At 75.1% G+C, this 22,769-nt stretch carries 18 protein-coding genes; 8 read left to right on the forward strand and 10 right to left on the reverse strand.

From position 1 onward, the window contains the following. Positions 1 to 9: 9 nt before the first annotated feature. From GA0070622_RS06645 to GA0070622_RS06665, 5 genes are read right to left on the reverse strand one after another with little or no spacing between them, the layout of a single operon-like run. Positions 10 to 1,098 carry a uroporphyrinogen-III synthase gene (locus GA0070622_RS06645; RefSeq protein ID WP_091570188.1) on the reverse strand — a complete coding sequence of 363 codons (1,089 nt, stop codon included), beginning with the start codon at positions 1,096 to 1,098 and terminating at the stop codon, positions 10 to 12. Next, positions 1,098 to 1,445, reverse strand: coding sequence for a nitrite reductase small subunit NirD (nirD, locus tag GA0070622_RS06650; RefSeq protein ID WP_091570192.1), 348 nt, complete (start codon positions 1,443 to 1,445; stop codon positions 1,098 to 1,100). The genes GA0070622_RS06645 and nirD overlap by 1 nt, the downstream gene beginning before the upstream one ends. Continuing rightward, positions 1,442 to 3,961: a nitrite reductase large subunit NirB gene (gene nirB / locus GA0070622_RS06655; RefSeq protein ID WP_091570196.1), complete on the reverse strand. Its 2,520-nt coding sequence runs from the start codon at positions 3,959 to 3,961 to the stop codon at positions 1,442 to 1,444. Before nirB ends, nirD begins: the two co-directional genes overlap by 4 nt. After that, positions 3,958 to 5,541 carry an FAD-dependent oxidoreductase gene (locus GA0070622_RS06660; RefSeq protein WP_091570200.1) on the reverse strand — a complete coding sequence of 528 codons (1,584 nt, stop codon included), beginning with the start codon at positions 5,539 to 5,541 and terminating at the stop codon, positions 3,958 to 3,960. Before GA0070622_RS06660 ends, nirB begins: the two co-directional genes overlap by 4 nt. Next, a complete protein-coding gene (locus GA0070622_RS06665) occupies positions 5,538 to 7,646 on the reverse strand; it encodes a molybdopterin oxidoreductase family protein (protein WP_091570205.1) in 2,109 nt (702 codons plus the stop codon). Before GA0070622_RS06665 ends, GA0070622_RS06660 begins: the two co-directional genes overlap by 4 nt. A gap of 147 nt (positions 7,647 to 7,793) precedes the next feature. On the opposite strand from GA0070622_RS06665, the gene GA0070622_RS06670 reads away from it, so the two are divergent. The 7 genes from GA0070622_RS06670 (at position 7,794) to glmM (ending at position 13,216) form a co-directional block, all read left to right on the forward strand. Further along, positions 7,794 to 8,492 (forward strand): class I SAM-dependent methyltransferase, encoded by a 699-nt coding sequence (locus GA0070622_RS06670; protein WP_091570209.1) that lies wholly within the window; start codon positions 7,794 to 7,796, stop codon positions 8,490 to 8,492. A gap of 74 nt (positions 8,493 to 8,566) precedes the next feature. Further along, positions 8,567 to 8,827 (forward strand): DUF6364 family protein, encoded by a 261-nt coding sequence (locus tag GA0070622_RS06675; protein ID WP_176710429.1) that lies wholly within the window; start codon positions 8,567 to 8,569, stop codon positions 8,825 to 8,827. Beyond that, on the forward strand, positions 8,805 to 9,110 hold the full coding sequence (locus GA0070622_RS06680) for a hypothetical protein (RefSeq protein WP_172967920.1): 306 nt from the start codon (positions 8,805 to 8,807) through the stop codon (positions 9,108 to 9,110). The genes GA0070622_RS06675 and GA0070622_RS06680 overlap by 23 nt, the downstream gene beginning before the upstream one ends. A gap of 122 nt (positions 9,111 to 9,232) precedes the next feature. After that, complete coding sequence (locus GA0070622_RS06685; RefSeq protein WP_091570217.1) at positions 9,233 to 10,612, forward strand: MFS transporter; 1,380 nt, start codon at positions 9,233 to 9,235, stop codon at positions 10,610 to 10,612. Between the two features lie 209 nt (positions 10,613 to 10,821). Continuing rightward, entirely contained in the window at positions 10,822 to 11,265 is a 444-nt protein-coding gene (gene rplM, locus GA0070622_RS06690; protein ID WP_091570221.1) for a 50S ribosomal protein L13, read from the forward strand. A 20-nt stretch (positions 11,266 to 11,285) separates the two neighbouring features. Beyond that, on the forward strand, positions 11,286 to 11,750 hold the full coding sequence (gene rpsI / locus GA0070622_RS06695; protein WP_088998399.1) for a 30S ribosomal protein S9: 465 nt from the start codon (positions 11,286 to 11,288) through the stop codon (positions 11,748 to 11,750). Between the two features lie 110 nt (positions 11,751 to 11,860). Beyond that, positions 11,861 to 13,216, forward strand: coding sequence for a phosphoglucosamine mutase (gene glmM, locus GA0070622_RS06700; protein WP_091570224.1), 1,356 nt, complete (start codon positions 11,861 to 11,863; stop codon positions 13,214 to 13,216). A gap of 65 nt (positions 13,217 to 13,281) precedes the next feature. Here glmM and GA0070622_RS06705 read toward each other — a convergent pair whose 3' ends face one another. From GA0070622_RS06705 to GA0070622_RS06715, 3 genes are read right to left on the reverse strand one after another with little or no spacing between them, the layout of a single operon-like run. Beyond that, on the reverse strand, positions 13,282 to 16,107 hold the full coding sequence (locus tag GA0070622_RS06705) for an ABC transporter permease (RefSeq protein WP_141684537.1): 2,826 nt from the start codon (positions 16,105 to 16,107) through the stop codon (positions 13,282 to 13,284). A gap of 14 nt (positions 16,108 to 16,121) precedes the next feature. Next, positions 16,122 to 16,868, reverse strand: a complete 747-nt coding sequence (locus GA0070622_RS06710; protein WP_091570231.1) for an ABC transporter ATP-binding protein — start codon at positions 16,866 to 16,868, stop codon at positions 16,122 to 16,124. Positions 16,869 to 16,870: 2 nt separating this feature from the next. Next, positions 16,871 to 19,705 carry an ABC transporter permease gene (locus GA0070622_RS06715; protein ID WP_176710430.1) on the reverse strand — a complete coding sequence of 945 codons (2,835 nt, stop codon included), beginning with the start codon at positions 19,703 to 19,705 and terminating at the stop codon, positions 16,871 to 16,873. Positions 19,706 to 19,803: 98 nt separating this feature from the next. Here GA0070622_RS06715 and GA0070622_RS06720 point away from each other — a divergent pair, with 98 nt between their 5' ends. Beyond that, a complete protein-coding gene (locus tag GA0070622_RS06720; protein WP_141561962.1) occupies positions 19,804 to 20,454 on the forward strand; it encodes a PadR family transcriptional regulator in 651 nt (216 codons plus the stop codon). A gap of 26 nt (positions 20,455 to 20,480) precedes the next feature. Here GA0070622_RS06720 and GA0070622_RS06725 read toward each other — a convergent pair whose 3' ends face one another. Beyond that, complete coding sequence (locus GA0070622_RS06725) at positions 20,481 to 21,584, reverse strand: threonine aldolase family protein (RefSeq protein WP_091570242.1); 1,104 nt, start codon at positions 21,582 to 21,584, stop codon at positions 20,481 to 20,483. After that, positions 21,581 to 22,768, reverse strand: a complete 1,188-nt coding sequence (locus GA0070622_RS06730; RefSeq protein WP_091570246.1) for a pyridoxal phosphate-dependent aminotransferase — start codon at positions 22,766 to 22,768, stop codon at positions 21,581 to 21,583. Before GA0070622_RS06730 ends, GA0070622_RS06725 begins: the two co-directional genes overlap by 4 nt. Position 22,769 lies beyond the last annotated feature (1 nt).

The following is a 22,769-nucleotide window of genomic DNA, read 5'->3' on the forward strand; positions in this document are numbered from 1 at the left end:
GCCTGCGGGTCAGTCGACCCGCAGGCGGTAGCCGCGCTTGACCACCGTCTGCACCACGCGGGGGGCCTTCAGGCCGACCCGCAGGCGGGCGACCGCCATCTCCACCGCGTGCTCGTCGGCGCCGCGCGGCAGCGTGCGCAGCAGCGCGGTGCGCGACAGCACCTTCCCGGGCGACGCCGCGAGCGCCCGCAGCACCGCCATCGGAGCCGGCGCCAGCGGGCGCAGCTCGCCGTCGACCACCGCGGCGTGTCCGCGCAGCGTGAGCACGTGCCCGGCCGCCTTCACCGAGACGGTACGCCGGGGCAGCTCCTCGACGATCGTGCGCACCAGGGCACCCAGCCGGGCCCGGCTCGGCGCGCTCACCGGCACCCCCCGCCGCACCAGCGGCTCGGCGGTGACCGTGCCGACGCATCCGGCCAGCACGTCGCCGCGCAGCGCCTCCAGCACCGTCTCGGCGCGGTCCCCGGCCGCCCGCAGCAGGGCCTCGGCCGCCGGCGCGGAGGTGAACGTGACGGCGTCGACCAGCCGTCCCGCGACCAGGTCGATGAGCCGGTGCAACGGCGCCGGGTCGGCCGGCGGCGCCCAGCGGTAGACCGGCACCTCGATCACCGTCGCCCCGGCCGTGACCAGCGCCTCGGTGCACTCCGGCTGCCGGTCACCGTGCAGTTGCAGCGCCACCACCTGGCCGGCGACGCCGCGCCGGACCAGGTGCTCGACCACCTCGTCGCAGCTCTCCGACGCGGGCGACCAGTGCTCGCGCAGCCCGGCGGCACGGATCGCCCCGGTCGCCTTGGGTCCGCGGGACACCACGTAGGCGCGGGCGAGGGTGGCGCGCAGCGGCTCGGCCAGCCCCCACCCCTCGGCGGCCTCCAACCAGCCCCGCATCCCGATGCCCGTGTTGGCCATCAGCACGTCCGGCGGGTGCGCCAGGCAGGCCCGGGTGGCCTCACGCAGGTCGGTGTCGTCGGCGAGCGGCACGATCCGCAGCGCCGGGGCGAGGACCACCCGCGCGCCGCGCCGCTGGAGCAGGGCGGCCAGCTCGTCGCGGCGCCGGTCCGCGGTGACCCCGATGGTGAAGCCGGCCAGCTCGTCGCGCATCATTCCTCCTGCCGCAACCGCACCTCGACCAGGCCGTCCCGGCAGCGCGCCCGGTGCCGCCGCAGCGTCACCCCGGGCAGGTCCAGGCAGCGCCCGGTGGTGAGGTCGTACACCTGCTTGTGCAGGGGGGAGGCGAGCGTCGGCACCCCGCCCCGGCTGCCGACCAGGCCCCGGGACATCACGTACGCGCCACCGACCGGGTCCAGGTTGTCCACCGCGAACAGCCCGGCGGCGGTGCGGAAGAGCGCGACCTGCACGCCGTCGACGAGCGCGGCGACGCCCCGGTCGAGGTCGAGCCGGTCCGGCGGGCAGACCGGCGTCCAGCCGAGCGTCACGGTCGGGCTCATCGCCGCACCTCCGGCAGGCCCAGCACGACCGGTTGCCGGTGGCCGCCCGGCGGCGCGCCCCGGGCCGGCACCGGCTGGCCGCGTTCGACCGCGAAGGTGATGGACGGGTCGGGCACGTCCGGCGCGTTGACGAACGAGGTGAAGCGGCGCAGCCGGTCCGGGTCCTCCAGCACGTCCCGCCACTCGTCGGAGTAGCCGGCGACGTGCCGGGCCATGGCCGCGTCGAGGTCGGCGCAGAGGCCCAGCGAGTCGTCCACGAGCACCGACCGGAGGTGGTCGAGGCCGCCGTCCATGGCCTCGATCCAGGCGGCGGTGCGCTGCAACCGGTCGGCGGTGCGGACGTAGTACATGAGGAACCGGTCGATCAGCGTGACCAACTCCCCGGTGCCCAGGTCGGTGGCGAACAGGTCGGCGTGCCGGGGCCGGAAGCCGCCGTTGCCGCCGACGTAGAGGTTCCAGCCGGTTTCGGTGGCGATCACGCCGAAGTCCTTGCTCCGCGCCTCGGCGCACTCGCGGGCGCAGCCGGAGACCGCCGACTTGAGTTTGTGCGGGGCACGCAGGCCCCGGTAGCGCAGCTCCAGCGCGACGGCCAGCCCGACCGAGTCCTGCACCCCGTACCGGCACCAGGTGTCGCCGACGCAGGACTTCACCGTGCGCAGCGCCTTGCCGTACGCGTGACCGGACTCGAAGCCCGCGTCGACCAGCCGGCGCCAGATCTGCGGCAGCTGGTCGACCCGCGCGCCGAACAGGTCGATCCGCTGCCCTCCGGTGATCTTGGTGTAGAGCCGGAAGTCCCGGGCCACCTCGCCGATCGCGATCAGCTTCTCCGGGGTGATCTCGCCACCGGGTATCCGGGGCACCACCGAGTAGCTGCCGTCGCGTTGCAGGTTGGCCAGGAAGTGGTCGTTGGTGTCCTGCAGCGACGCCGCCTCGCCGTCGAGCACGTGGCCGGTGCCGAGGGAGGCCAGGATCGAGGCCACCACCGGCTTGCAGATGTCGCAGCCGCGCCCGCGCCCGTGCTCGGCGACGAGCCGGGAGAACGTGCGGATGCCGCGCACCCGGATGAGGTCGAACAGCTCCTGCCGGGTGAGGTCGAAGTGCTCGCAGAGCGCGCGGGACTGGCGTACCCCGGCGGCGTCCAGCAGCTGCTTGAGCATCGGCACGCAGGAGCCGCAGCTGGTGCCCGCCCGGGTGCACGCCTTCAGCGCCGGCACGTCGGTGGCCCCACCGGCGATCGCCGCGTCCAGGTCGGCCCGGGTGACCGCGTTGCAGGAGCAGACCTGGGCGGCGGCGGGCAGCGCGCCGGCGCCCGCGCCGCCGGTGGGCGCGAGCAGCGCCAACGGGGGAGCGGGCAGCGGCCCGCCGACGCTCGCCCGCAACGTCGGGTAGGCGCTCGCGTCCCCGACCAGCACGCCGCCGAGCAGCGTCCGCGCGTCGTCGGAGAGGACCAGCTTCGCGTACGAGCGGGTGACCGGGTCGGTGAACGTCACGTCGAGGCAGCCGGGGGTGACCCCATGGGCGTCGCCGAACGACGCCACGTCCACGCCGAGCAGCTTGAGCTTGGTCGCGGTGTCCGCGCCGGGGAACGTGGCCGCCCCACCGAGCAGCCGGTCGGCGACCACCTCGGCGGTCGCGTAGCCGGGCGCGACCAGGCCGTGACAGGCGCCGTCCACCGCGGCGCACTCGCCGACCGCCCAGATCCGCTCGTCGGCGGTCCGGCAGGCCGCGTCCACCAGCACGCCGCCGCGCGGGCCGACCGGCAGCCCGGCCGCCCGGGCCAGCTCGTCCCGGGGCCGGATCCCGGCGGCCACCACCACCAGCTCCGCGTCGACCGTGCGGCCGTCCGCGAGCGACAGCGCGGCCACCGTGCCGTCCGGCCCGGGACGCAGCGCCGTGGTGGCCACCCCGAGGTACGACGTGACGCCCAGCTCCTCGACGTACCGGCGGAGCATGGCCCCGCCCGCCTCGTCCACCTGCACCGGCATCAGCCGGGGCGCGAACTCGACCACGCTGGTGGCGAGCCCGAGCAGCCGCAGCGCGTTGGCCGCCTCCAGGCCGAGCAGGCCGCCACCGATCACCGCGCCGGTCCGCCGGCCCCGGGCGTGCTCCCGGATCGCGGCCAGGTCGTCCAGCGTCCGGTAGACGAAGACCCCCGGCAGGTCCGTGCCGTCGACCGGCGGGACGAAGGGGTACGACCCGGTGGCCAGCACCAGCGCGTCGTAGGGGTACTCGCCGTCCGCCGTCGTCACCACCCGGCGGGCCCGGTCGACGCCGGTGACCGGTTCGCCCAGCCGCAGCTCCACCCCGTCGTCGGGGGTGTGCAGGCTCAGCTCGTCCGCGTCCACCCCGTCGAAGAGCGCGGAGAGCCGCACCCGGTCGTACGCCGGACGGCGCTCCTCGGCGAGCACCGTGACCCGCCACCGCCCGTCCCGGTCGCGGGTCCGCAGCGCCTCGACGAAGCGCTGCCCGACCATGCCGTTGCCGACGACCACCAGCCTGCCGATCCGCTCGCTCATCGCGTCGCCTCCACCGTTTCGCGGTCCGTCACCGAGTTCCGTTCCCGGCCGGACCCGCCGCCGTCCGTGCCCCGGGTGTGGGGATGATCGGTCCCGGCCGCGCCGCGGCCCCGGTCACCGGCCGCGTCGACGGGTGCGGGGTCCGAGCCGGGCGGGTCCGCCTCGGCGAGCCAACCGGCGATGCCGGCGACCGCGTCCCGGCAGCCGCCGCAGCCGGTGGCGGCGCGGGTCGCGGCGGACAGCGCGGTGACGCTCCGGGCGCCCGCGCGCCAGCAGGCGACCAGCGCACCCTTGCTCACGTCGTTGCACCGGCAGACGACGGCGGCGTCCGGCATCAGCGCCGGGGACGCGGCCGGTTCGGCCGGGGCGGCGCCGACCGCGCGGCCGAGCAGCAGCGCGCGCCGGTCCGTCGGCACCGGCGCGCCCCGGTCGAAGAGCTGCACCACCGTGCCGACCGTCGGGTTGTCGCCGAGCAGGATCGCCCCGGTCAGGCGCTCGTCGCGGATCCGCAGCCGGGCGTAGGTGCCCCGCGCGGGGTCGGTGAACGTCAGCTCCTCGACCGGCCCGGTCCCGGTCGGGACTCCGGCCACGTCGCCCATCGAGGCCAGGTCGATGCCGGCGGCCTTGAGCCGGGTCACCACCGGTCGGGGCCGGTAGCGGACCAGCGGGTCGCCGCCGGTCAGCAGGTCGGCGACCACCCGGGCCTGCGCCCAGGCCGGCGCGACGAGCCCGGTCGGCGTGCCGTCGTGCTGGGCGCAGTCGCCGATCGCCGAGATGCGCCGGTCGTCGGTCCGCATCCGGTCGTCCACCACCACGCCCCGGTCGACGGCCAGCCCGGCGGCCGCGGCCAGCGCGGTGTCGGGGCGGACGCCGCAGCAGAGCACCAGCAGGTCGGCGGCGACCGACTCGTCGTCGCCCAGGCGCAGGCGGACGCCGTCGGCGTCGGCGGTGACCCCGGTGGCGGGGACGCCCAACCGGACCCGGACGCCCAGCGCGGCGAGGGTGTCCACGAGGACCGCTCCGGCCGGCGGGTCGAGCTGGCGTTCCATCAGGTGGCCGACCGGGTGGACCACGGTCACGGCGACGCCCCGGGCGGCGAGCCCGCGGGCCGCCTCCAGCCCGAGCAGCCCGCCGCCGAGCACGAGGGCGTGGCGCGCGTCCCGGGCGGCGGCGAGGATCCGCCGGCAGTCGGCCAGCGTGCGGAACGGGACCACCCGGTCCGGCAGCGGGTCGAGCCCGGGCAGCGGCGGCACCACGGACCGGCTGCCGGTGGCGAGCACCAGGTGGTCGTAGCCGTGCCGGGCGCCGTCGGCGGTGCGCACCTCCCGGGCGGTCCGGTCGATCGCGGTGACCGGCGCGCCGGTCCGCACGTCCACGCCCGGGCCGACGGCCTCGACCAGTTCCAGGTCCGGCTCGTCGATCCGGCCGGCGAGCAGGGTGGAGAGCATGATCCGGTTGTACGCGCGGTGCGGCTCCGCCCCGAGCACGGTGACCCGGTGGTCGCCGTCGCGCGCGTGCAGCTCGGCGACGAGGCGGGCCCCGGCCATGCCGTACCCGACGACCACGATCCGGGCGGTCATGCCGGCTCCACCCGGACCGCGCAGATCTTGAACTCGGGCATCCCGGAGACCGGGTCGAGCGCGTCGTTGGTGACCGAGTTGGCCCGGGCCGCGCCGGGCCAGTGGAACGGCGCGAAGACGGTGTCCGGCCGGATCGTCGGGGTGAGCCGGGCCGGCGCGCGCAGCTCGCCCCGGCGGGAGACCACGCGGACCGGCGTGCCGTCGGCCACGCCGAGCCGGGCGGCCAGGTCGGGGTGCAGCTCCACGAAGCCACCGGGGGCGGCCCGGCGCAACGCGGAAACGCGCCTGGTCTGGGTGCCGGACTGGTACTGGGCCAGCACCCGCCCGGTGGTGAGGTGCAGCGGGTAGTCGGCGCAGACCGGCTCGGCGGCCGGGCGGTGGGCCACCGGGTGGAACCGGGCCAGGCCGTCCGGGGTGGGGAACCGGTCGGTGAAGAGCCGGGGGTGGTCCGGCCCGTCGGGGTCCGGGCAGGGCCAGAAGACGCCGGTGTCGGCGTCGATCCGGTCCCAGGTGATCCCGGCGTAGTCGGCCGGGCCGCCGGCCGAGGCCCGGCGCAGTTCCTCGAACACCTCGCGCGGATCGCTCGGCAGCGGTGTCGCGCCGGGCAGCCGGTCGGCGAGCGCGGCGAGGATCTCCAGGTCGCTGCGGACGCCGACGGGCGGTTCCCGCAGCGCGCGGCGGCGCAGCACCCGACCCTCCAGGTTGGTCATCGTGCCGTCCTCCTCGGCCCACTGGGTCACCGGCAGCACCACGTCGGCCAACTCGGCCGTCTCCGAGCGGAGCAGGTCGGCGACCACGAGCAGGTCCAGGTCGCGCAGCCGGGACTCGATCCGGGCCGCGCGCGGGGCGGAGACGACCGGGTTGGAGCCGAAGACCAGCAACGCCCTCGGCCCGGCCGGGGTGCCGAGCGAGTCGAGCAGTTGGTAGGCCGGCACGCCCGGTCCCGGCAGCGTGGCCGGGTCGACGCCCCACACCCGGGCCACGTGCTCCCGGGCCGCCGGGTCGTCGATCCGCCGGTAGCCGGGGAGCTGGTCGGCCTTCTGCCCGTGTTCCCGTCCGCCCTGCCCGTTGCCCTGCCCGGTCAGGCAGCCGTAGCCGGAGCCGGGACGCCCGGGCAGGCCCAGGGCGAGCGCCAGGTTGACGAAGGCGGTGACCGTGTCGACGCCCTTGGCGTGCTGCTCGGCGCCCCGGGCGGTGAGGATGATCGCCCGGTCCACCGTGGCCAGTGCGCGGGCGGTGGCCTCCAGGTCGGCCGCCGGCACGCCGGAGAGCCGTTCCACAGCCGCCGGCCAGTAGCCGGCCACGGTCCGCCGGACCTCGTCGAAACCGGTGGTCCGGGCCGCCACGTACGTCCGGTCGACGAGGCCCTCGGTGAGTGCGACGTGCAGCAGCGCGTTCGCCACCGCCAGGTCGGTGCCGGGCAGCGGTTGCAGGTGCAGGTCGGCCTGGCGGGCGGTGGCGGTGGCCCGGGGGTCGACCACGATCAGCCGGCCGCCGCGTTCCCGCAGCTCGGTGACGTGGCGCATGAGCGGCGGCATGGTCTCGGCCGGGTTCGCGCCGACCAGCAGCAGCGTGTCCGCCCGGCCGAGGTCGGCGAGCGGGAACGGCAGTCCCCGGTCGACGCCGAAGGCGCGGTTGCCGGCGGCGGCGGCCGACGACATGCACCAGCGGCCGTTGTAGTCGATGTGCCGGGTGCGCAGCGTGACCCGGGCGAAGCGGCCCAGCGCGTACGCCTTCTCGTTGGTCAGCCCGCCGCCGCCGAAGACCGCGACCGCGTCCGGCCCGTGCCGGTCCCGGACCGCTCCCAGCCCGGCGACGATCCGGTCCAGCGCCTCGTCCCACCCGGCCGGGCGCAGCGCTGCGCCGGGCCGGTCCCGCAGCAGCGGGGTGGTCAGTCGCTCCGGGTGGTCGAGCAGCTCGGCGGCGGTCCAGCCCTTCTGGCACAACCCACCCCGGTTGGTGGGGAAGTCCCGGGGGGCCACCTCGACGCGGTCGCCGGTCGCCCGAAGCGTCATGCCGCACTGGAGCGCGCAGTACGGGCAGTGCGTGGCGACCTCCCGGGGACGTACCCCCGTTCGCGTCGCCGTGCGTGCACCGTCTGTCATGTCGGAAAAGCGTGCCGGCGGGCGGTTTCCGGTCCGGGTCCCTTCTGTTTCGGTCCTGTCAAGAGCGCCTCACACCGCACGGGGGTGACGGGCCGAATCGTCGGGTTTAGAATATGGGAAAGTTGTTCCATATAATGGGAGACAATCGTGAGCGTGACGGACGCGTTCGACGCGGTGGCGGGCACCTACGACCAGGCCCGGCGACGGCTGGTGCCGTGCTTCGACGCCTTCTACGGCACCGCCGTCGAGGTGGCCGCGCCACCGTTGCGAACGGCGCTCGCCGCCGGGCGTACCCCCGAGGTGCTGGACCTCGGGGCGGGCACCGGCCTGCTCTCCCTGCTGCTGGCCGCCGCGGTCCCCGGCGTCCGGCTGACGCTGGTCGACGGCGCGCCCGCGATGCTGGCGGTGGCCACCGGCCACCTGGCCGCCCGGGGCGTGCCGCACCGCACGGTCCACGCCGACCTGGGCGACCCCCTGCCCGCCGGGCGGTACGACGCGGTGGTCTCCGCGCTGGCCGTCCACCACCTCGACGACGACGGCAAGCGGGCGCTCTACCGCCGGGTGGTGGACGCGCTGACGCCGGGCGGGGTGTTCGTCAACGCCGAGCAGGTGGCCGGCCCCACCCCGGCGCTCGACCGGCGTTACGACGAGGTGTGGACGGCGCGGATCACCGAGCGGGGCTCCGACGCCGCCGAGATCGCCGCCGCGCGGCAGCGGATGCGGCACGACCGCCCGGCGACCGTGGCCGAGCAGTGTCGCTGGCTCGCCGAGGCGGGCCTGGTCGACGTGGACTGCTTCTTCAAGGAGTGGCGGTTCGCCGTCTTCGGCGGCCACCGTCCGGGATGAGGTCGGCTGTCCGGTTCGCCGGTGGGCGCGCGCGGGGATGACTGGTGGTCATACCTATGGGTAATCTCTCCGGCATGACCGCCAAGGTGACGTTGTCGTTCTCCGACGAGACGATCGAGGAGGCGCGCCGGTTCGCCAAGCGGGAGGGCCTGTCCCTCTCCGCCTGGATGGACCAGGCCGCCCGGGAGAAGGCGCTGCGCGAGGTCTTCACCGCGCACGCCGCCGCCGTCAGCCGTGCCGGCCTGGACCTCGAATCCGCCGCCCTGGCCGACGCCCAGGAGGCCGCGCTGGTCGACGACGCCCTGTTCGGCGGTGGGCGCCCGCGTGCTGCGTAGGGGAGAGGTCTGGCGCATCTCCGGCGCCCGGGAACGGTTCGGCCTGGTCATCAGCTCCGACGTCTACAACTCCACCGACGTGCCGATCGTGATCGTAGCCGAGGTGGTCGAGGAGTCGCTGTTGCGCGACTCGCCGCTGGCCGTCCGGATGGGCGGCTTCGTGGTGATGCCCGACCGGCTCTCCTCGCCGATGAAGAAGTGGTTCAGCGAGTGCGTGGACGTGGCCGACACCGAGACCATGCAGCGGGTCGGCCGGGCGCTGCGCATCCTCCAGGAGCTGTGACCGCCTCACCGCCGCCGCCCGGCGGCCGTGCGATCTCCGTTTCCGGACCGACGCGCGCGGGGCACCCCGGGGAAACCGGCCGTTCCTAGCGTCCCCCTCGTCACCGACGAGGAGGAGCCGCCGTGAGCACGCTCGCCACCAGCACCACCACGACCCCGGCGCCGGTCGCCACCGGCCGGCCCGGGCGGATCACCGAATGGCGTCCCGAGGACCCGGCGTTCTGGGCCGCCGGCGGCGCCCGGGTGGCCCGGCGCAACCTGTACGTCTCGATCTTCGCCGAACACGTCGGCTTCTCCGTGTGGAGCCTCTGGTCGGTGGTGGTGCTCTTCCTCGGCCCGGAGTACGGCATCGACCCGGCCGGGAAGTTCCTGCTCACCGCCGTGCCGGCCGCGCTGGGGGCGGTGCTGCGGCTGCCGTACACGCTCGCCGTGGCCCGGTTCGGCGGCCGGAACTGGACCATCGTGAGCGCCCTGCTCCTGCTCGTGCCGGCGGTGCCGATGGCGGTGCTGATCGAGCCCGGGGTGTCGTACGCCACGCTGATGGTGCTGGCCTGCCTGTCCGGCGTGGGCGGCGGCAACTTCGCCTCCTCCATGGCCAACATCAACCTGTTCTTCCCGGACCGGCTCAAGGGCCGGGCGCTGGGGCTCAACGCCGGCGGCGGCAACCTCGGCGTGCCGGCCGTGCAGCTCGTCGGGCTGGCGGTGCTGGGCGTCGCGGGCGCCGCGTACCCCCGGCTGGTGCCGGCGGTCTACCTGCCGCTGATCGTGCTCGCCGCGCTGGCCGCGGCCCGCTGGCTGGACAACGTGCCCGGGGCGCGCAACGAGCCGGGCGCGCTGCGGGCGGCGGCCCGGGACCCGCACACCTGGGTGATGTCGCTGCTCTACGTCGGCACGTTCGGCTCGTTCATCGGTTTCGGCTTCGCCTTCGGCCAGGTGCTCCAGCTCCAGTTCCACGACCGGTTCCCCACCCCGGTCGACGCCGCCTGGCTGACCTTCCTCGGGCCGCTGGTCGGCTCGCTGGTCCGGCCGCTCGGCGGTCAGCTGGCCGACCGGCTCGGCGGGGCCCGGGTCACGTTCTGGAACTTCGTGGCGATGGCCGGCGGCGCCGCGCTGGTGCTGTACGCGGCCCGGGACCGGTCCTTCCCGCTCTACCTGGTCGGGTTCCTGGCGCTCTTCGTCTTCTCCGGGATCGGCAACGGTTCGACGTACAAGATGATCCCGGCGATCTTCCGGGCCCGGGCGGCGGCCGAGACGGAGCGGACCGGCGACCCGGAGGCGGCGCGGCGGCGGGCCCGCCGGCTCTCCGGTGCGCTGATCGGCATCGCCGGCGCGGTCGGTGCCTCCGGCGGGGTGCTGGTGAACGTGGCGTTCCGGCAGTCGTTCCTGACCTCCGGCACCGCCGACGCCGCTTACCTGGCCTTCATCGGCTGGTACGCGCTCTGCTTCCTGGTGACCTGGGTGGTCTACCTCCGACCCGGGCCGCGTAGGCTGGCCGGCGTGTGACCCGCGCCATGGAAAACGCGCAGGCCACGCGTGGTGCGACCCCGTTTTGACCTGCCACCGGGCGGCCGGGTATCGTTGCCTGCTGTTGTACGACATTCTTAGGCGTGCCGCATCAGGTACGCTTGGTCGTTCGTGCGCGCTGGTTCGACTGGGAAGCCCCGGTTACCTCGGCGCGCGACCCCAGACCGACGACGAGACAAGGTAGACCTGTGCGTACGTACAGCCCGAAGCCGGGTGAGATCGAGCGTCAGTGGCACGTCATCGACGCCTCTGATGTCGTGCTGGGCCGCCTGGCGACCCACGCCGCCACGCTGCTGCGTGGCAAGCACAAGCCGACTTTCGCGCCGCACGTCGACACGGGCGACTTCGTCGTCATCGTGAACGCGGGCAAGGTCGCGCTGACCGGCAACAAGCGCCAGACCAAGGTCGCTTACCGCCACTCCGGTTACCCGGGTGGTCTGAAGCGGGTCGGCTACGACGAGCTGCTCACCAAGCGGCCCGAGCGGGCCATCGAGCTGGCCGTGAAGGGCATGCTCCCGCACAACAAGCTGGGCCGTCAGCTCCTCAAGAAGCTGAAGGTCTACGCCGGTGCCGAGCACCCGCACGGCGCGCAGCAGCCGGCGCCGTTCGAGATCAAGCAGATCGCGCAGTGAGCGCGGGCGAAGGAAGCAGCATGACCGACATCACCGAGACCGAGGTCGCCCCCGAGGCCACCGAGGCGCCGGCGCCCGTCGCGCGCGCGCCCCGCGGTGACCGCCCGATCCAGACCGTGGGTCGGCGCAAGGAAGCCATCGTCCGGGTCCGGATCGTCCCCGGCAGTGGCAAGATCACCTGCAACGGCCGTGACCTCGAGGCCTACTTCCCGAGCAAGGTGCACCAGCAGCTCATCAAGGACCCGCTGGTCACCGCCGAGAAGCCCGAGGCGTTCGACGTGATCGCCAACCTGCGGGGCGGCGGCACCACCGGCCAGGCCGGCGCGCTGCGGCTCGCCATCGCCCGGGCGCTGATCGTCAACGAGCCCGACGACCGCCCGGCCCTGAAGAAGGCCGGCTTCCTGACCCGTGACGCCCGGGTCAAGGAGAGCAAGAAGTACGGCCTCAAGAAGGCCCGTAAGGCTCCCCAGTACTCGAAGCGCTGATCACCACCAGCGACTTGTACTTCTGACGGACGGCCGGGTCCGCCTCCCCTCCCGGGAGGCGGCCCGGCCGTTCCGCGTTTCTCCTCTCAACGGCACGGAGGTTGGCGGGTATGGGCCGGTTGTTCGGCACGGACGGCGTACGCGGGCGGGCGAACGCGGATCTCACCCCGGAGTTGGCGCTCGCGGTCGCGGTGGCCGCGGCCCACACACTGGCCGAGACCGACCGGAGCCACCCGCCGCTGGCGGTGGTGGGTCGGGACACCCGGGCCAGCGGCGAGATGCTGGAGGCGGCCGTGGTCGCCGGCCTGACCAGCGCCGGCGCGAACGTGGTCCGGGTCGGCGTGCTGCCCACCCCGGCGGTGGCGTTCCTCACCGCCGAGGCCAAGGCCGACCTGGGCGTGATGCTCTCCGCCTCGCACAACCCGATGCCGGACAACGGCATCAAGCTCTTCGCGGCCGGCGGGCACAAGCTGCCCGACGAGATCGAGATGCGGATCGAGGCGGCCGTCGAGGCCAACGCCACCACCGCCTGGACGCGCCCGACCGGCGCCGGCGTGGGCCGGGTGCACGACCTGCTCGACGGCGCCGACCACTACGTCCAGCACCTGGTCGGCACCGTGCCGCACCGCCTCGACGGGATCAAGGTCGTGGTCGACTGCGCCAACGGCGCGGCGGCCGACGTCGCACCGGTCGCCTACCGGGAGGCCGGTGCCGAGGTGATCGCCATCCACGCCGAGCCGGACGGGCTCAACATCAACGACGAGTGCGGCTCCAACCACATCGAGGCGCTGCGCGCCGCCGTGGTCGAGCACGGCGCGCACCTCGGCATCGCCCATGACGGCGACGCCGACCGCTGCGTCGCGGTCACCGCCGACGGCGAGGAGGTCGACGGCGACCAGGTGATGGCGATCCTCGCCCTGGCGATGCGGGACGCCGGCGAGCTGACCCAGGACACCCTGGTCGCTACCGTGATGAGCAACCTCGGCCTGCGGCTGGCCATGTCCGCGCAGGGCATCCGGCTGGTCGAGACCAAGGTCGGCGACCGGTACGTGCTGGAGGAGCTGCGCGCCTCCGGCTTGGCGCTGGGCGGCGAGCAGAGCGGGCACATCGTGCTGCCCGCGTACGCCACCACCGGCGACGGCGTGCTCACCGGGCTGCACCTGATGGCGCGGATGGCCGCCACCGGCACGTCCCTGGCCGAGTTGGCGTCCGTGGTCACCAAGCTGCCCCAGGTGCTGATCAACGTGCCGGTGGGCGACCGTACCGTCGGCGCCGCCGCGCCGGCCGTCCGCGCCGAGGTCGAGCGGGCCGAGTCCGAGCTGGGCGAGACCGGCCGGGTGCTGCTGCGCCCCTCCGGCACCGAGCCGCTGGTGCGGGTCATGGTGGAGGCGGCCACCGAGGCCACCGCCCGCGAGGTCGCCGAGCGCATCGCCGAGCAGGTGCGCACCGCCAGCCCGGTCGCCTGACCGGATCCAGCCCGAGCGGCCGCGCGGCCGGCGTCGTTTCTGGGCGCCTGGCCGCGCGGCCGCCGTCATTCCTGGGCGAGGAGCCGCGCGGTGGGTAGCCGGCGCAGCAGGTAGGCGGGAACGAGCGCGGCCAGGCAGGTGACCAGCACACCGGCCAGGGCGGCCAGGGCGGCGGTGGTGACCAGCGCCGCGGGCAGGTCACCGACGAGCCAGGCGGCGCCGCCGAGCCCCAGGCCGGCGCCGCTGAGCGCGCCGAGGCCGCCGAGGAACAGCGCCTGGTAGCCGACGAGACGGGTGAGCGCGCCGTCGGTCCAGCCGGTGGCCTGGAGGGCGGCCAGTTCGGTGGCGCGGTCCCGGACGTCCAGGTAGAGCACGTCCGCGACGGCGGCCGCGCCGAGCAGCACCGTGGCCACGGCGGCGAGGGTGTCCGCGCCGCGTACGTCCAGCGACACCGTGTCGCCCAGCAGACTGCCGACGACCGCGCCGCGGAAGGCGTAGGCGACGGCGCCGACCACCGTCAGTGAGGCGATGCCGATACCGAGGGCGGCGGCACCGAGCAGGGTGCGTGCGGGGACGCGGGCCAGGTTGACCAGAGCCATCCCGGCGACGGTCCGGGTGCGGTGGGCGCGGAGGGTGGCGGCCACCGGCGGGCGCAACGCGGCCCAGGGGTGGGCGCGGGCCGCGCGCAGCGCGGGTGTCAGACCCGCGACCAGGGCCAGGAGCAGCGCGACGGGCACGGCGAGCAGCGCGCGGTCCCACTCGACGTCGATGCCGAGGGCGCGACCGAGGGGGACGGCGAGGCCGACCCCGAGCAGCCCGGCGGCCAGACCGAGCGTGGCGACCTCGCCGAGGACGAGCGCGCCGATGCGGCGTGCCGACCAGCCGAGGCAGGCCAGGACGGCGAGTTCGGCACGGCGGTCGCGGACGGCGGCGGTGACGGCGTTGCCGAGGAACAGCGCGCAGACCACGAGGACCAGCGCGAACAGCACGGCGCTCTTGCGGTCGACGGCCTTCGTGATGACCGAGGCGACGCCGAGGGCGGACCAGTTCTCGGTCAGCCGCAGGTCGGGGCGGCCGAAGGCGCCGGCGGGCAGGTCCACGGTCTGCGGCGCGGGCGAGGAACCGAGGGTGATGTCCACGTCGAGGCCGGTGGTGGTGGCGATCCGTTCGGCGATCAGGCGGACCCGCTCGGCCGAGCGTTCGTTGTAGCCGTCCACGTCGGCCACCCTCACCCGGATCGCGCTGATCGGCGCCTTGCGCTGCCGGGCGGGAGCGCCGACCAGCAGATCCGGAACGCTGGCCAGGTTGGTGAGCAGCAGCGGCGGTGCGGAGAGGTAGCCGCCGGGGCTGCCGTTGGGCAGCAGCGGCCGGTCACCCAGCGCCTGCCGACTGCGGTCGTCGGCGCCCTCGACGGTCGGTGGCTCGTAGGTCTCCAGCGGCACCCGGGACAGGTCGTCGAATCCGGTCAACCGGAGCGGGTCGAACGTGCCGACCGGACGCCAGCTGTGGGAGAGGGCCTCGTCGCCGATGCTCGTCGGCACCTGGTTGAGCGGCCGGAACGACCGGTCGTCGGCGAGCCAGGACCGCTGCCGTCGGATCACGAACTCGGAGCCGTAGACCGACGGGTCGACGGTGACCGTCCGCGGCCGCAGGACGCCGTCCGGTCCCTCGTCGTAGTCGACCGGGCCGGCCTGCAACACGAGGTCGAGCACGCCGCCGCAGCACTCCCCGGGACGCTCGATCAGGTCCCGGATGTCCCCGAGGTAGCGGTCGGCGAAGTCCTCCCGCCCGCCGCCCGCCGGCCTGCCGGGGAGCGTGGCCAGGGCCGCCCCGACCGTGTCGGCCGGCAGGCCGGCGATCCCGGACGGCACGAGCTGGCGGTACGTCGCCGAGACCGACCCGTCGACGAACGGGCGGCTGGTGGCCAGGACCGGGAACTCGGTGGCCTGACCCCAGGAGGAATAGTCCACCCGGGCCGGCCGGCGGTCCGGCGGCAGTGGCGTGCCGTCCTGGATCGCCCCGTTCAACCCGACCAGCCGGTCCTCGGCCACCGGGTCGACAGCGGCGAGCAGCAGCGCGACACTGACCCCCACCGGGAGCAGCAGTCGGTCGGTGGGCGCCGGTGGCTTCCCCCGGCGGGCCGGGCCGAACTCGAACCGCCCGTCCGGCCGCAGGTGGGCCGCGCTGAGCGAGGTCATGTCGAGTTCGGACATGGTCGATCCGGCCGCGCCGTCGCTGGCGACCGCGAACGGATCGCAGACCGGCAGCGAACGCCCGTCCGGTTGGACCTCGCGCGGGACCGCGTACTCCCGGCCGCAGGCGTCGACGGCGTGTTCGCTGCCGTCGGTGTACCGGAGCTTTCGGCCGGGCGGCCCGGAGAAGTCCGGACGGATCAACGGGTGCTTCGTGAGATAGAGGTATCGGGGTGCGGCCCGCCCGACCGACCGGCCACGGTCCGTGTCGAAGGTCAGGTCGATCCGGATGACCTGCCGGTCCAGGGACGGGTCGACCGCCCCGGTGAGGTCGAGTGAGCCGCTGATGATCTGGTCGGCGTGTCCGAGCATCGCGATGGGCGCGGCCACCTCGATGCCGGGCAGCGCCTTCACCTGGTCGTACTGGGCCGTGGTGATGCCGCCGAAGAGGCCGGACAGGTAGTTGGGACGGACCAGCCCGCGCTGCGCCTCCAGCGGGGTGCGGCTGCCCGCGGGACGCACGAGAATGTCGTAGGACGCGCGGGTGTGCCTTTCGAGGCTGCCGATCACGGCGAGCCGCGAGGTGGTGGTCGCCCCGGTGAGGACGACGAAACCGGTGGTGGCCACCAGGACGCCGGTCAGCAGTGCCACCGAACGGCCCGCACGCCCACGGAGCTGTCGCCAGACGAATCGGAACACGCGTGCTCCCTCGGTCAGAGACGCAGTCGGGAGGCACGGTCGAACGTGTCGGCCGGATCCTCCCCGTCGGTCAGGTCCACGTCCTCGACGATCCGTCCGTCGCCGAGCCGGACCAGGCGGTCGCAGCGGGCGGCGATCGCCGGCTCGTGGGTCGCGAGCAGGATCGTCATCCCGTGCCGGTCGCGCAGGTCGAGCAGCAGGTCCAGGATCTGGGCGCCGGTGGTCGAGTCCAGGTTGCCGGTCGGCTCGTCGGCCAGCAGCAGCCGGGGCTCGCCCATCAACGCCCGGGCGATCGCCACCCGCTGCTGCTGGCCGCCGGAGAGCTCCGCCGGCAGGGCCCGTTCCCGGCCGGCGAGGCCCACCGCGTCCAGCAGTTCGCGGGCGCGGGCGGCGTGGTCGGCCCGGCCCCGGCGCGGCAGCACCGGCGCGATCACGTTGTCCAGCACGGTGAGCGCCGGCAGCAGGTGGTAGCGCTGGAAGACGAAGCCGACCCGCTGCCGGTAGCGGGCCAGGGCCGCCCGACGCAGCGCGGTGACCTCCACGTCGTCCACCGTCACCGTGCCCCGGTCGGCCTGCTCGATCGCACCGATCAGGTGCAGCAGCGTGGACTTGCCCGAGCCGCTCGGGCCGGTCAACGCCACCACCGACCCCGCCGCGATCTCCAGCGACACGTCGTCGACGGCGGTGAGCCGCTCGGGGCCGGTGCGGAACTGCCGGACCAGCCCGGCGATGCGTACCGTACTGCCCGTCGTCGGGTCCATGGTCACTCCTCTGCCAGCAGTCGTGCGGTGGGTAGGCGGCGCAGCAGCGCCGCCGGTACGAGCGCCGCCAGGCAGGTGACCAGCACACCGGCCGAGGCGACCAGCGCCGCCACGGTCACCAGGCCGGCCGGCACCTGGCCGACCACCAGGGCCGCCCCGCCGAGCCCGAGGGTGGCGCCGCCGACCGCGCCGAGCGCGCCGATGACGAAGCCCTCGTAGCCGACCAGGCGGCCCAGCGCCGCGTCGGTCCAACCGGTCGCCCGCAGCGTGGCGAGTTCGGCGGCCCGGTCGCGGATGTTCAGGTAGAGCACGTCGGCCACGGCGGCGGCGCCGAGCAGCACGGTGGCCACCGCCGCGAGGGCATCCGCGCCGCGCACGCTGAGCGACACCGTGTCACCCAGCAGGCTGCCCACGATCGCGCCCCGGAACGCGTACGCGGTGGCCGCCACCAGTGTCAGCGCGGCCACCCCGATGGCCAGCGCGCCCGCGCCCAGCACGGTGCGGCCGGGGCTCCGGGTCAGGTTCACCAGCGCCAGGCCGGGCAGGGTACGGGGGCGGCGTACCCAACGGGCCGCGGCGACCGGCGGACGCAACGCCTCGGCCGGATGGGCGCGCGCGGCTCGCAGCGCCGGCGCCACCCCGGCGACCAGCGCCAGCAGCAGGGCCACCGGTACGGCGACCAGCGCCCGCCGCCAGTCGATGCCGATGTCCAGGGCCGCGCCGAGCGGGAACGCCAGGCCGACGGAGAGGAGCCCGGCGGCGAGACCCAGCGCGGCGACCTCACCGAGGACCAGCGCGCCGATCCGGTGGGCCGGCCAGCCCAGGCAGGCGAGCACCGCCAGCTCGGGGCGGCGGTCCCGGACCGCGGCGGACACCGCGTTGCCGAGGAAGAGCACGCAGACCACCAGCACCAGGACGAAGAGCGCGGCGCTCTTGCGGTCCACCGCCTCGGTGATCACGGAGGCGACCCCGAGTGCCGACCAGCTCTCGGTCAGGCGCAGGGCGGGGCGGCCGTACCCGCCGGCCGGCAGCTCCACGGTCTGCGGCGCGGGAGAGGACCCGAGCGTGATGTCGACGTCGAGGCCGGTGGCCTGGGCGATCCGCTCGGCGATCAGGCGGACCCGCTCGGCCGAGCGCTCGCTGTAGCCGCCCACGTCGGCGACCCGGACCCGGATCGCGCTGATCGGCGCGGTGCGCTGCGGCGTGCCGGCGCCGTCCAGCAGCTGGCGCGCGCTGGCGAGATTGGTCAGCAGCAACGGCGGCGCGGACAGGTAGCCGGCCGGGTTGCCACTCGGCTCCAGCGGCCGGTCGCCCAGCGCGGTCCGGCTGCGGTCGTCGGCGCCCTCGGCCACCGGCGCCTCGTACGTCTCCAGCGGCACCGTGCCGACGTCGCTGAAGCCGGTCAGCTTTTCCGGGTCGAACACGCCGACCGCCCGCCACTGGCGGAACGGGGTGACCGCGCCGCCGCCGGGCAGGGGAAGTCGGCGCAGGGTCCGCGCCCCGACGTCCTCGGTGAGCCAGGGGCGGGGCAGCCAGCTGAATTCGCGAACGTCGCCGAAGACCTCGGGTGCGGCCGGTGGCACTCCGGTGGCGCGCAGCTCGCCGCCGGGTCGCTCGTCGTACCTCACGGGGCCGGGCTGCGTCATGATCTGGAGCTGCCCGGAACAACAGCCACCCGGGTCGGAAATGCCGGCCGCGAGCCGGCTCCGGTAGGCGTCCGCCAGCTCGGCCCGAGCCACCCCGGCCGGTGTGCCGGTTGCCCGCCGCAACCCGTCCTCCAGGTCGACGGCCGGCATTCCGGCCGGGCGGGCGGAGGGCAGTTGGGTGAGCGTGGCTCGCAGTTCGCTGTCGAGATAGGGGCGGCTGGTGGCCAGCACCGGAACCGACCGGTTGAGCGCGGTGCCGAGCAGCTTCTCGTCCACCGCGTCGCCGGCCCGCAGGGGGCGGCCCGTCGTCACGGCGCCGGCGAGGCCGACGAGGCGCTGTTCGGCGTCCGGGTCCACGGCGGCGAGCAGGAACGGCACGGTGACCGGCTCGGTCAGCGTCAGCCGGTCGGAGATCGCCGTCGCGGCGTCGCCGTTCTCCGCGAGCACGCGGTTCTCCGCCTCGAAGCGGCCGTCCGGCAGCAGCCGGACCGGGACGACCCACCAGTTGTCCCGCTCGGAGAGCGCGCCACGGTTGCCGATCAGGGCGCCGCGCTGCGGGTCGCAGATCGGCCGGCTGCTGCCGTCCGGCTGCACCTCGCGCGGGACCGCTCCGCAGACCTCGTCCACCGGGTAGCGCCGGCCGTCGGTGTAGCGGAGCTCGTCCAGGTGCTCCGGATCGACCATCGGATGGATGAGGGGGTGTGTGGTCACGTACACGTACCGGGGCCTGCCCGGCGCGGTGGACAGGCCGCGCTCGGCCAGGTAGGTGGGCTCGACCCGGATCACCTGCCGGTCGAGGGACCGGTCGACCGCGGAGGTGAGGTCCAGCCGCAGCGGCACCGCCGAGGTCGAGTAACCGATCATCGCGATGGGCGCGGCCACGTCCACTCCGGGGACCGCTCTGACCTGCTCGTACTGCGCCGTGGTGATGCCGCCGTAGGTGTCGGAGAGGTAGTTGGGCCGCACCAGTCCGCGCGCGGCCTCCAGGGGCGTGCGCGTCCCCTGCGGACGGACCAGGATGTCGTAGGCGGCGCGGGTGTGGCGCTCCACGGCGCCGGTGACGGCCAGCCGCGAGGTGGTGGTGGCGCCGGTCAGGACGACGAAGCCGGTGGTGGCCACCAGCACGCCGGCCAGCAGCGCCACCGACCGTCCCGCACGGCCACGAAGCTGCCCCCAGATGACGTGGAACATGTCGCGCCTCCCCGTGTGCTGACCACACTGTGCGCGATACATTGTGACAATGCAAGGCCCCGCACGGGTGCCTGTCCGGAACCGGATCGGAGGAGACGGTGGCGATCCAGCACGCGGTCCTGGCCCTGCTCGCCCGTGGTCCCAGCTACGGCTACGAGCTCAAGGGCGCCTTCGAGGCGGCCGTCGGTCCACAGTGGGGCCCGCTCAACATCGGGCACCTCTACCAGATCCTCGACCGGCTGTCCCGGGACGGGCAGGTCGTCGCCGAGCGGCACGCCCAGCCGGTGAAGCCCGACCGGGTGGTCTACGAGATCACGCCGGCCGGCCGCACCGAGCTGGACCGCTGGCTCGCCGAACCCAGCCCGCGCAGCGGCGGCTTCCGGGACGACTTCTTCCTCAAGGTGACCGCCGCAGCCCGCTCCGGCGAGGCGTCCGTCGTCCGTTCCGTGCTCACCAACCAGCGCGGCCATCTCCTGCGCGAGCTGCGCAACCTCGACGGGTTGCGCCGCCGGGCCGACGACCCCGTGGTCCGGCTGTTGCTGTCGGCGGCGGGCCGGCACGTCGAGGCCGACCTCGCCTTCGTCGACGACGCCGAGGCGGCGCTGCTCGCCGACGGCGGCGTCACGCTGGCCGCCCTCGCCGACGCGCCCCCGTCCGACCGGCCCGCCGGTCGAGCGTCTCGGGCCGACCCGATCGACCCGGGGGCCCGGCCGGACGACGGAACCGGCCCGACGCGGGCCGCCGGCTGACGCGCGAGCCGCTCGCGGCGCGCCGGTCAGTCCACCAGGCGGCGCAGGAAACGGTCGGCCAGCTCGGTCACCGCCTCGGCGTCCAGCTCCCGCGCGGGGCCGGCCACCGTCACCTCGGCCAGCGCCAGCCCGGGCACCTCGGTGTCCCGCCAGCCGCCGACGAACCACCCCCGCTCCTCCTCGGCCAGGGCGAGGTTCGCCGCGTTCAGCGCCGCCGCCGGGTGCGGCAGCCAGAACCGGAACTGGTGGGTGTGCGGCGGCGTCGGGTGGACCCGGGCGCCGGGCAGGGCGGCCAACGCCTCGGCCACCACCTTCGCGTGCCCCACGTGCCCGGGCAGCTCCGGCAGCTCCCGGGTCAGCCCGGCGAGCGCGGCCAGGGCCGCCGGCCACTGCTGGAACAGCGTGCCGCCGTAGCGGTGCCGCCAGGCGCGCGCGTGGCGGGCCAACTCCGCGTCCCCGGCCAGCGCCGCCCCGGAGTGGCCGCCGAGCGACTTGTAGAACGAGACGTACGTGCTGTCGGCCAGCGCCGCGATCTCGGCCGTCGAGTAGCCGAGGTGGACGGTCGACTCCCAGAGCCGGGCGCCGTCGAAGTGCACCCGGACGTCCCGGGCCCGGGCCGCCGCGACCACGGCGACCAGCTCGTCCCAGGTCGGCAGCACGAACCCGGCGTCCCGCAACGGCAGCTCCAGGAAGAGCGTGCCGATCGGCTCGTCGAGCGCGGCGACCTCGGCGGCCGTCGGGTTGCGCGGGGCGGCCGTGGTCGACACCGCGCGCACGCCGGCGAGCAGCGCGTACGCGTCGCGTTCGTGCACCAGCGGGTGGCTGAGCGGGTGCAGCCCGACCCCGGCCCGGCCGGTCAGCTCCGCCCCGTGCCGCATCGCCACCTGCTGCGCCATCGTGCCGGAGGGGAAGAACACGGCGGCCTCCGCGCCGAGCAGCTCGGCGACGCGCAGCTCCAGCTCCGCCACCGGCCCGCCCTCGCCGTAGAGGTCGGGCAGGTCGTCACCGGCCACCGCGCCGAGCGCGGCGAGCTGCTCCCGCACCGACGTCGGGCGTACGCCGGAGAGCATCGTGTCGCAGCCGCGCTGGGCGGCGAGCCGCCGCAGCCGTTCGGCGTGTCCGTCGCTCATCCGTCCTCCCGGAGCCGGCGCAGCCGGGTCACCGCCTCGGCGAGCACCTCCGGCCGCTTGCAGAACGCGAACCGGACGAGCCGGCGGCCCGCCTCCACGTCGTCGTAGAAGACCTGCGTCGGCACCCCCACCACGCCGCAGCGCTCCGGCAGGGACCGGCAGAACTCCACCCCGTCCCGGCCGCCGAGCGCGCCGATGTCGGCGGTGACGAAGTAGGTCCCCTCGGGCGGGAGGACACCGAAACCGGCGTCGGCGAGCCCGGCGACCAGCTGGTCCCGGCGGCGTTGCAGGTCGTCCCGGAACCCGGTGAAGTAGGCGTCGGGCAGGCCGAGGGCCACCGCCACGGCCGGCTGGAGCGGGCCGGCGTTGACGAACGTGAGGAACTGCTTCACCCGCAGCACCGCCGCGACCAGCGGTGCCGGCCCGCTCACCCAACCGACCTTCCAGCCGGTGCAGGAGAACGTCTTGCCGGCCGAGGAGATGCGCAGCGTCCGCTCCCGCATGCCCGGCAACCCGGCCAGCGGCAGGTGCGGCCCGGCGGCGTCGGTGTAGACGAGATGCTCGTAGACCTCGTCGGTGACCGCGTAGACCCCGTGCTCCCGGCACAGCCCGGCGACCACTGCCAGCTCGTCGGCGGTGAAGACCTTCCCGGTCGGGTTGTGCGGCGAGTTCAGCAGCACCAGCCGGGTACGCGGACCGAACGCCGTGCGCAGCTCGTCCGGGTCGAAGGCGTACCGGCCGTCGGCGCCCGGTCGCAGCGTCACCGGGCGACGGACCGCGCCGGCCAGCGCGATCGAGGCGGCGTACGAGTCGTAGTAGGGCTCGAAGCAGACCACCTCGTCACCCGGCTCGCAGAGGGCGAGGATGCTCGCCGCGACCGCCTCGGTGGCGCCGGCGGTCACCACGATCTCGCCGTCCGGGTCGTAGTCCAGGTCCCAGAACCGGCGTTGGTGGGCCGCGACGGCCGCGCGCAGCGCCGGGATCCCCGGACCCGGCGGGTACTGGTTGTGGCCGCCGCGCAGCGTCTCGGCGGCGGCGGCGAGCATCTCCGGCGGGCCGTCGCTGTCCGGGAAGCCCTGCCCGAGGTTGACCGCGCCGGTGCGTACGGCCAGCGCCGACATCTCGGCGAAGACGGTGGTGCCGAACGGCCGCATCCGGGCCACCAGGGGATCGGTCGTCGTCACG

Origin of the sequence: Micromonospora sediminicola (assembly GCF_900089585.1) — a bacterium.
Taxonomy (GTDB): domain Bacteria; phylum Actinomycetota; class Actinomycetes; order Mycobacteriales; family Micromonosporaceae; genus Micromonospora; species Micromonospora sediminicola.

Bases quoted from the DNA above. Each gene is read 5' to 3' on its own strand.
- GA0070622_RS06710 (WP_091570231.1), bottom strand. From the start codon at position 16,868: ATGGACCCGACGACGGGCAGTACGGTACGCATCGCCGGGCTGGTCCGG.
- GA0070622_RS06660 (WP_091570200.1), bottom strand. From the start codon at position 5,541: ATGACCGCCCGGATCGTGGTCGTCGGGTACGGCATGGCCGGGGCCCGC.
- GA0070622_RS06675 (WP_176710429.1), top strand. From the start codon at position 8,567: ATGACCGCCAAGGTGACGTTGTCGTTCTCCGACGAGACGATCGAGGAG.
- GA0070622_RS06715 (WP_176710430.1), bottom strand. From the start codon at position 19,705: ATGTTCCACGTCATCTGGGGGCAGCTTCGTGGCCGTGCGGGACGGTCG.
- GA0070622_RS06725 (WP_091570242.1), bottom strand. From the start codon at position 21,584: ATGAGCGACGGACACGCCGAACGGCTGCGGCGGCTCGCCGCCCAGCGC.
- GA0070622_RS06645 (WP_091570188.1), bottom strand. From the start codon at position 1,098: ATGCGCGACGAGCTGGCCGGCTTCACCATCGGGGTCACCGCGGACCGG.
- nirB (WP_091570196.1), bottom strand. From the start codon at position 3,961: ATGAGCGAGCGGATCGGCAGGCTGGTGGTCGTCGGCAACGGCATGGTC.
- GA0070622_RS06665 (WP_091570205.1), bottom strand. From the start codon at position 7,646: ATGACAGACGGTGCACGCACGGCGACGCGAACGGGGGTACGTCCCCGG.
- nirD (WP_091570192.1), bottom strand. From the start codon at position 1,445: ATGAGCCCGACCGTGACGCTCGGCTGGACGCCGGTCTGCCCGCCGGAC.
- glmM (WP_091570224.1), top strand. From the start codon at position 11,861: ATGGGCCGGTTGTTCGGCACGGACGGCGTACGCGGGCGGGCGAACGCG.
- rpsI (WP_088998399.1), top strand. From the start codon at position 11,286: ATGACCGACATCACCGAGACCGAGGTCGCCCCCGAGGCCACCGAGGCG.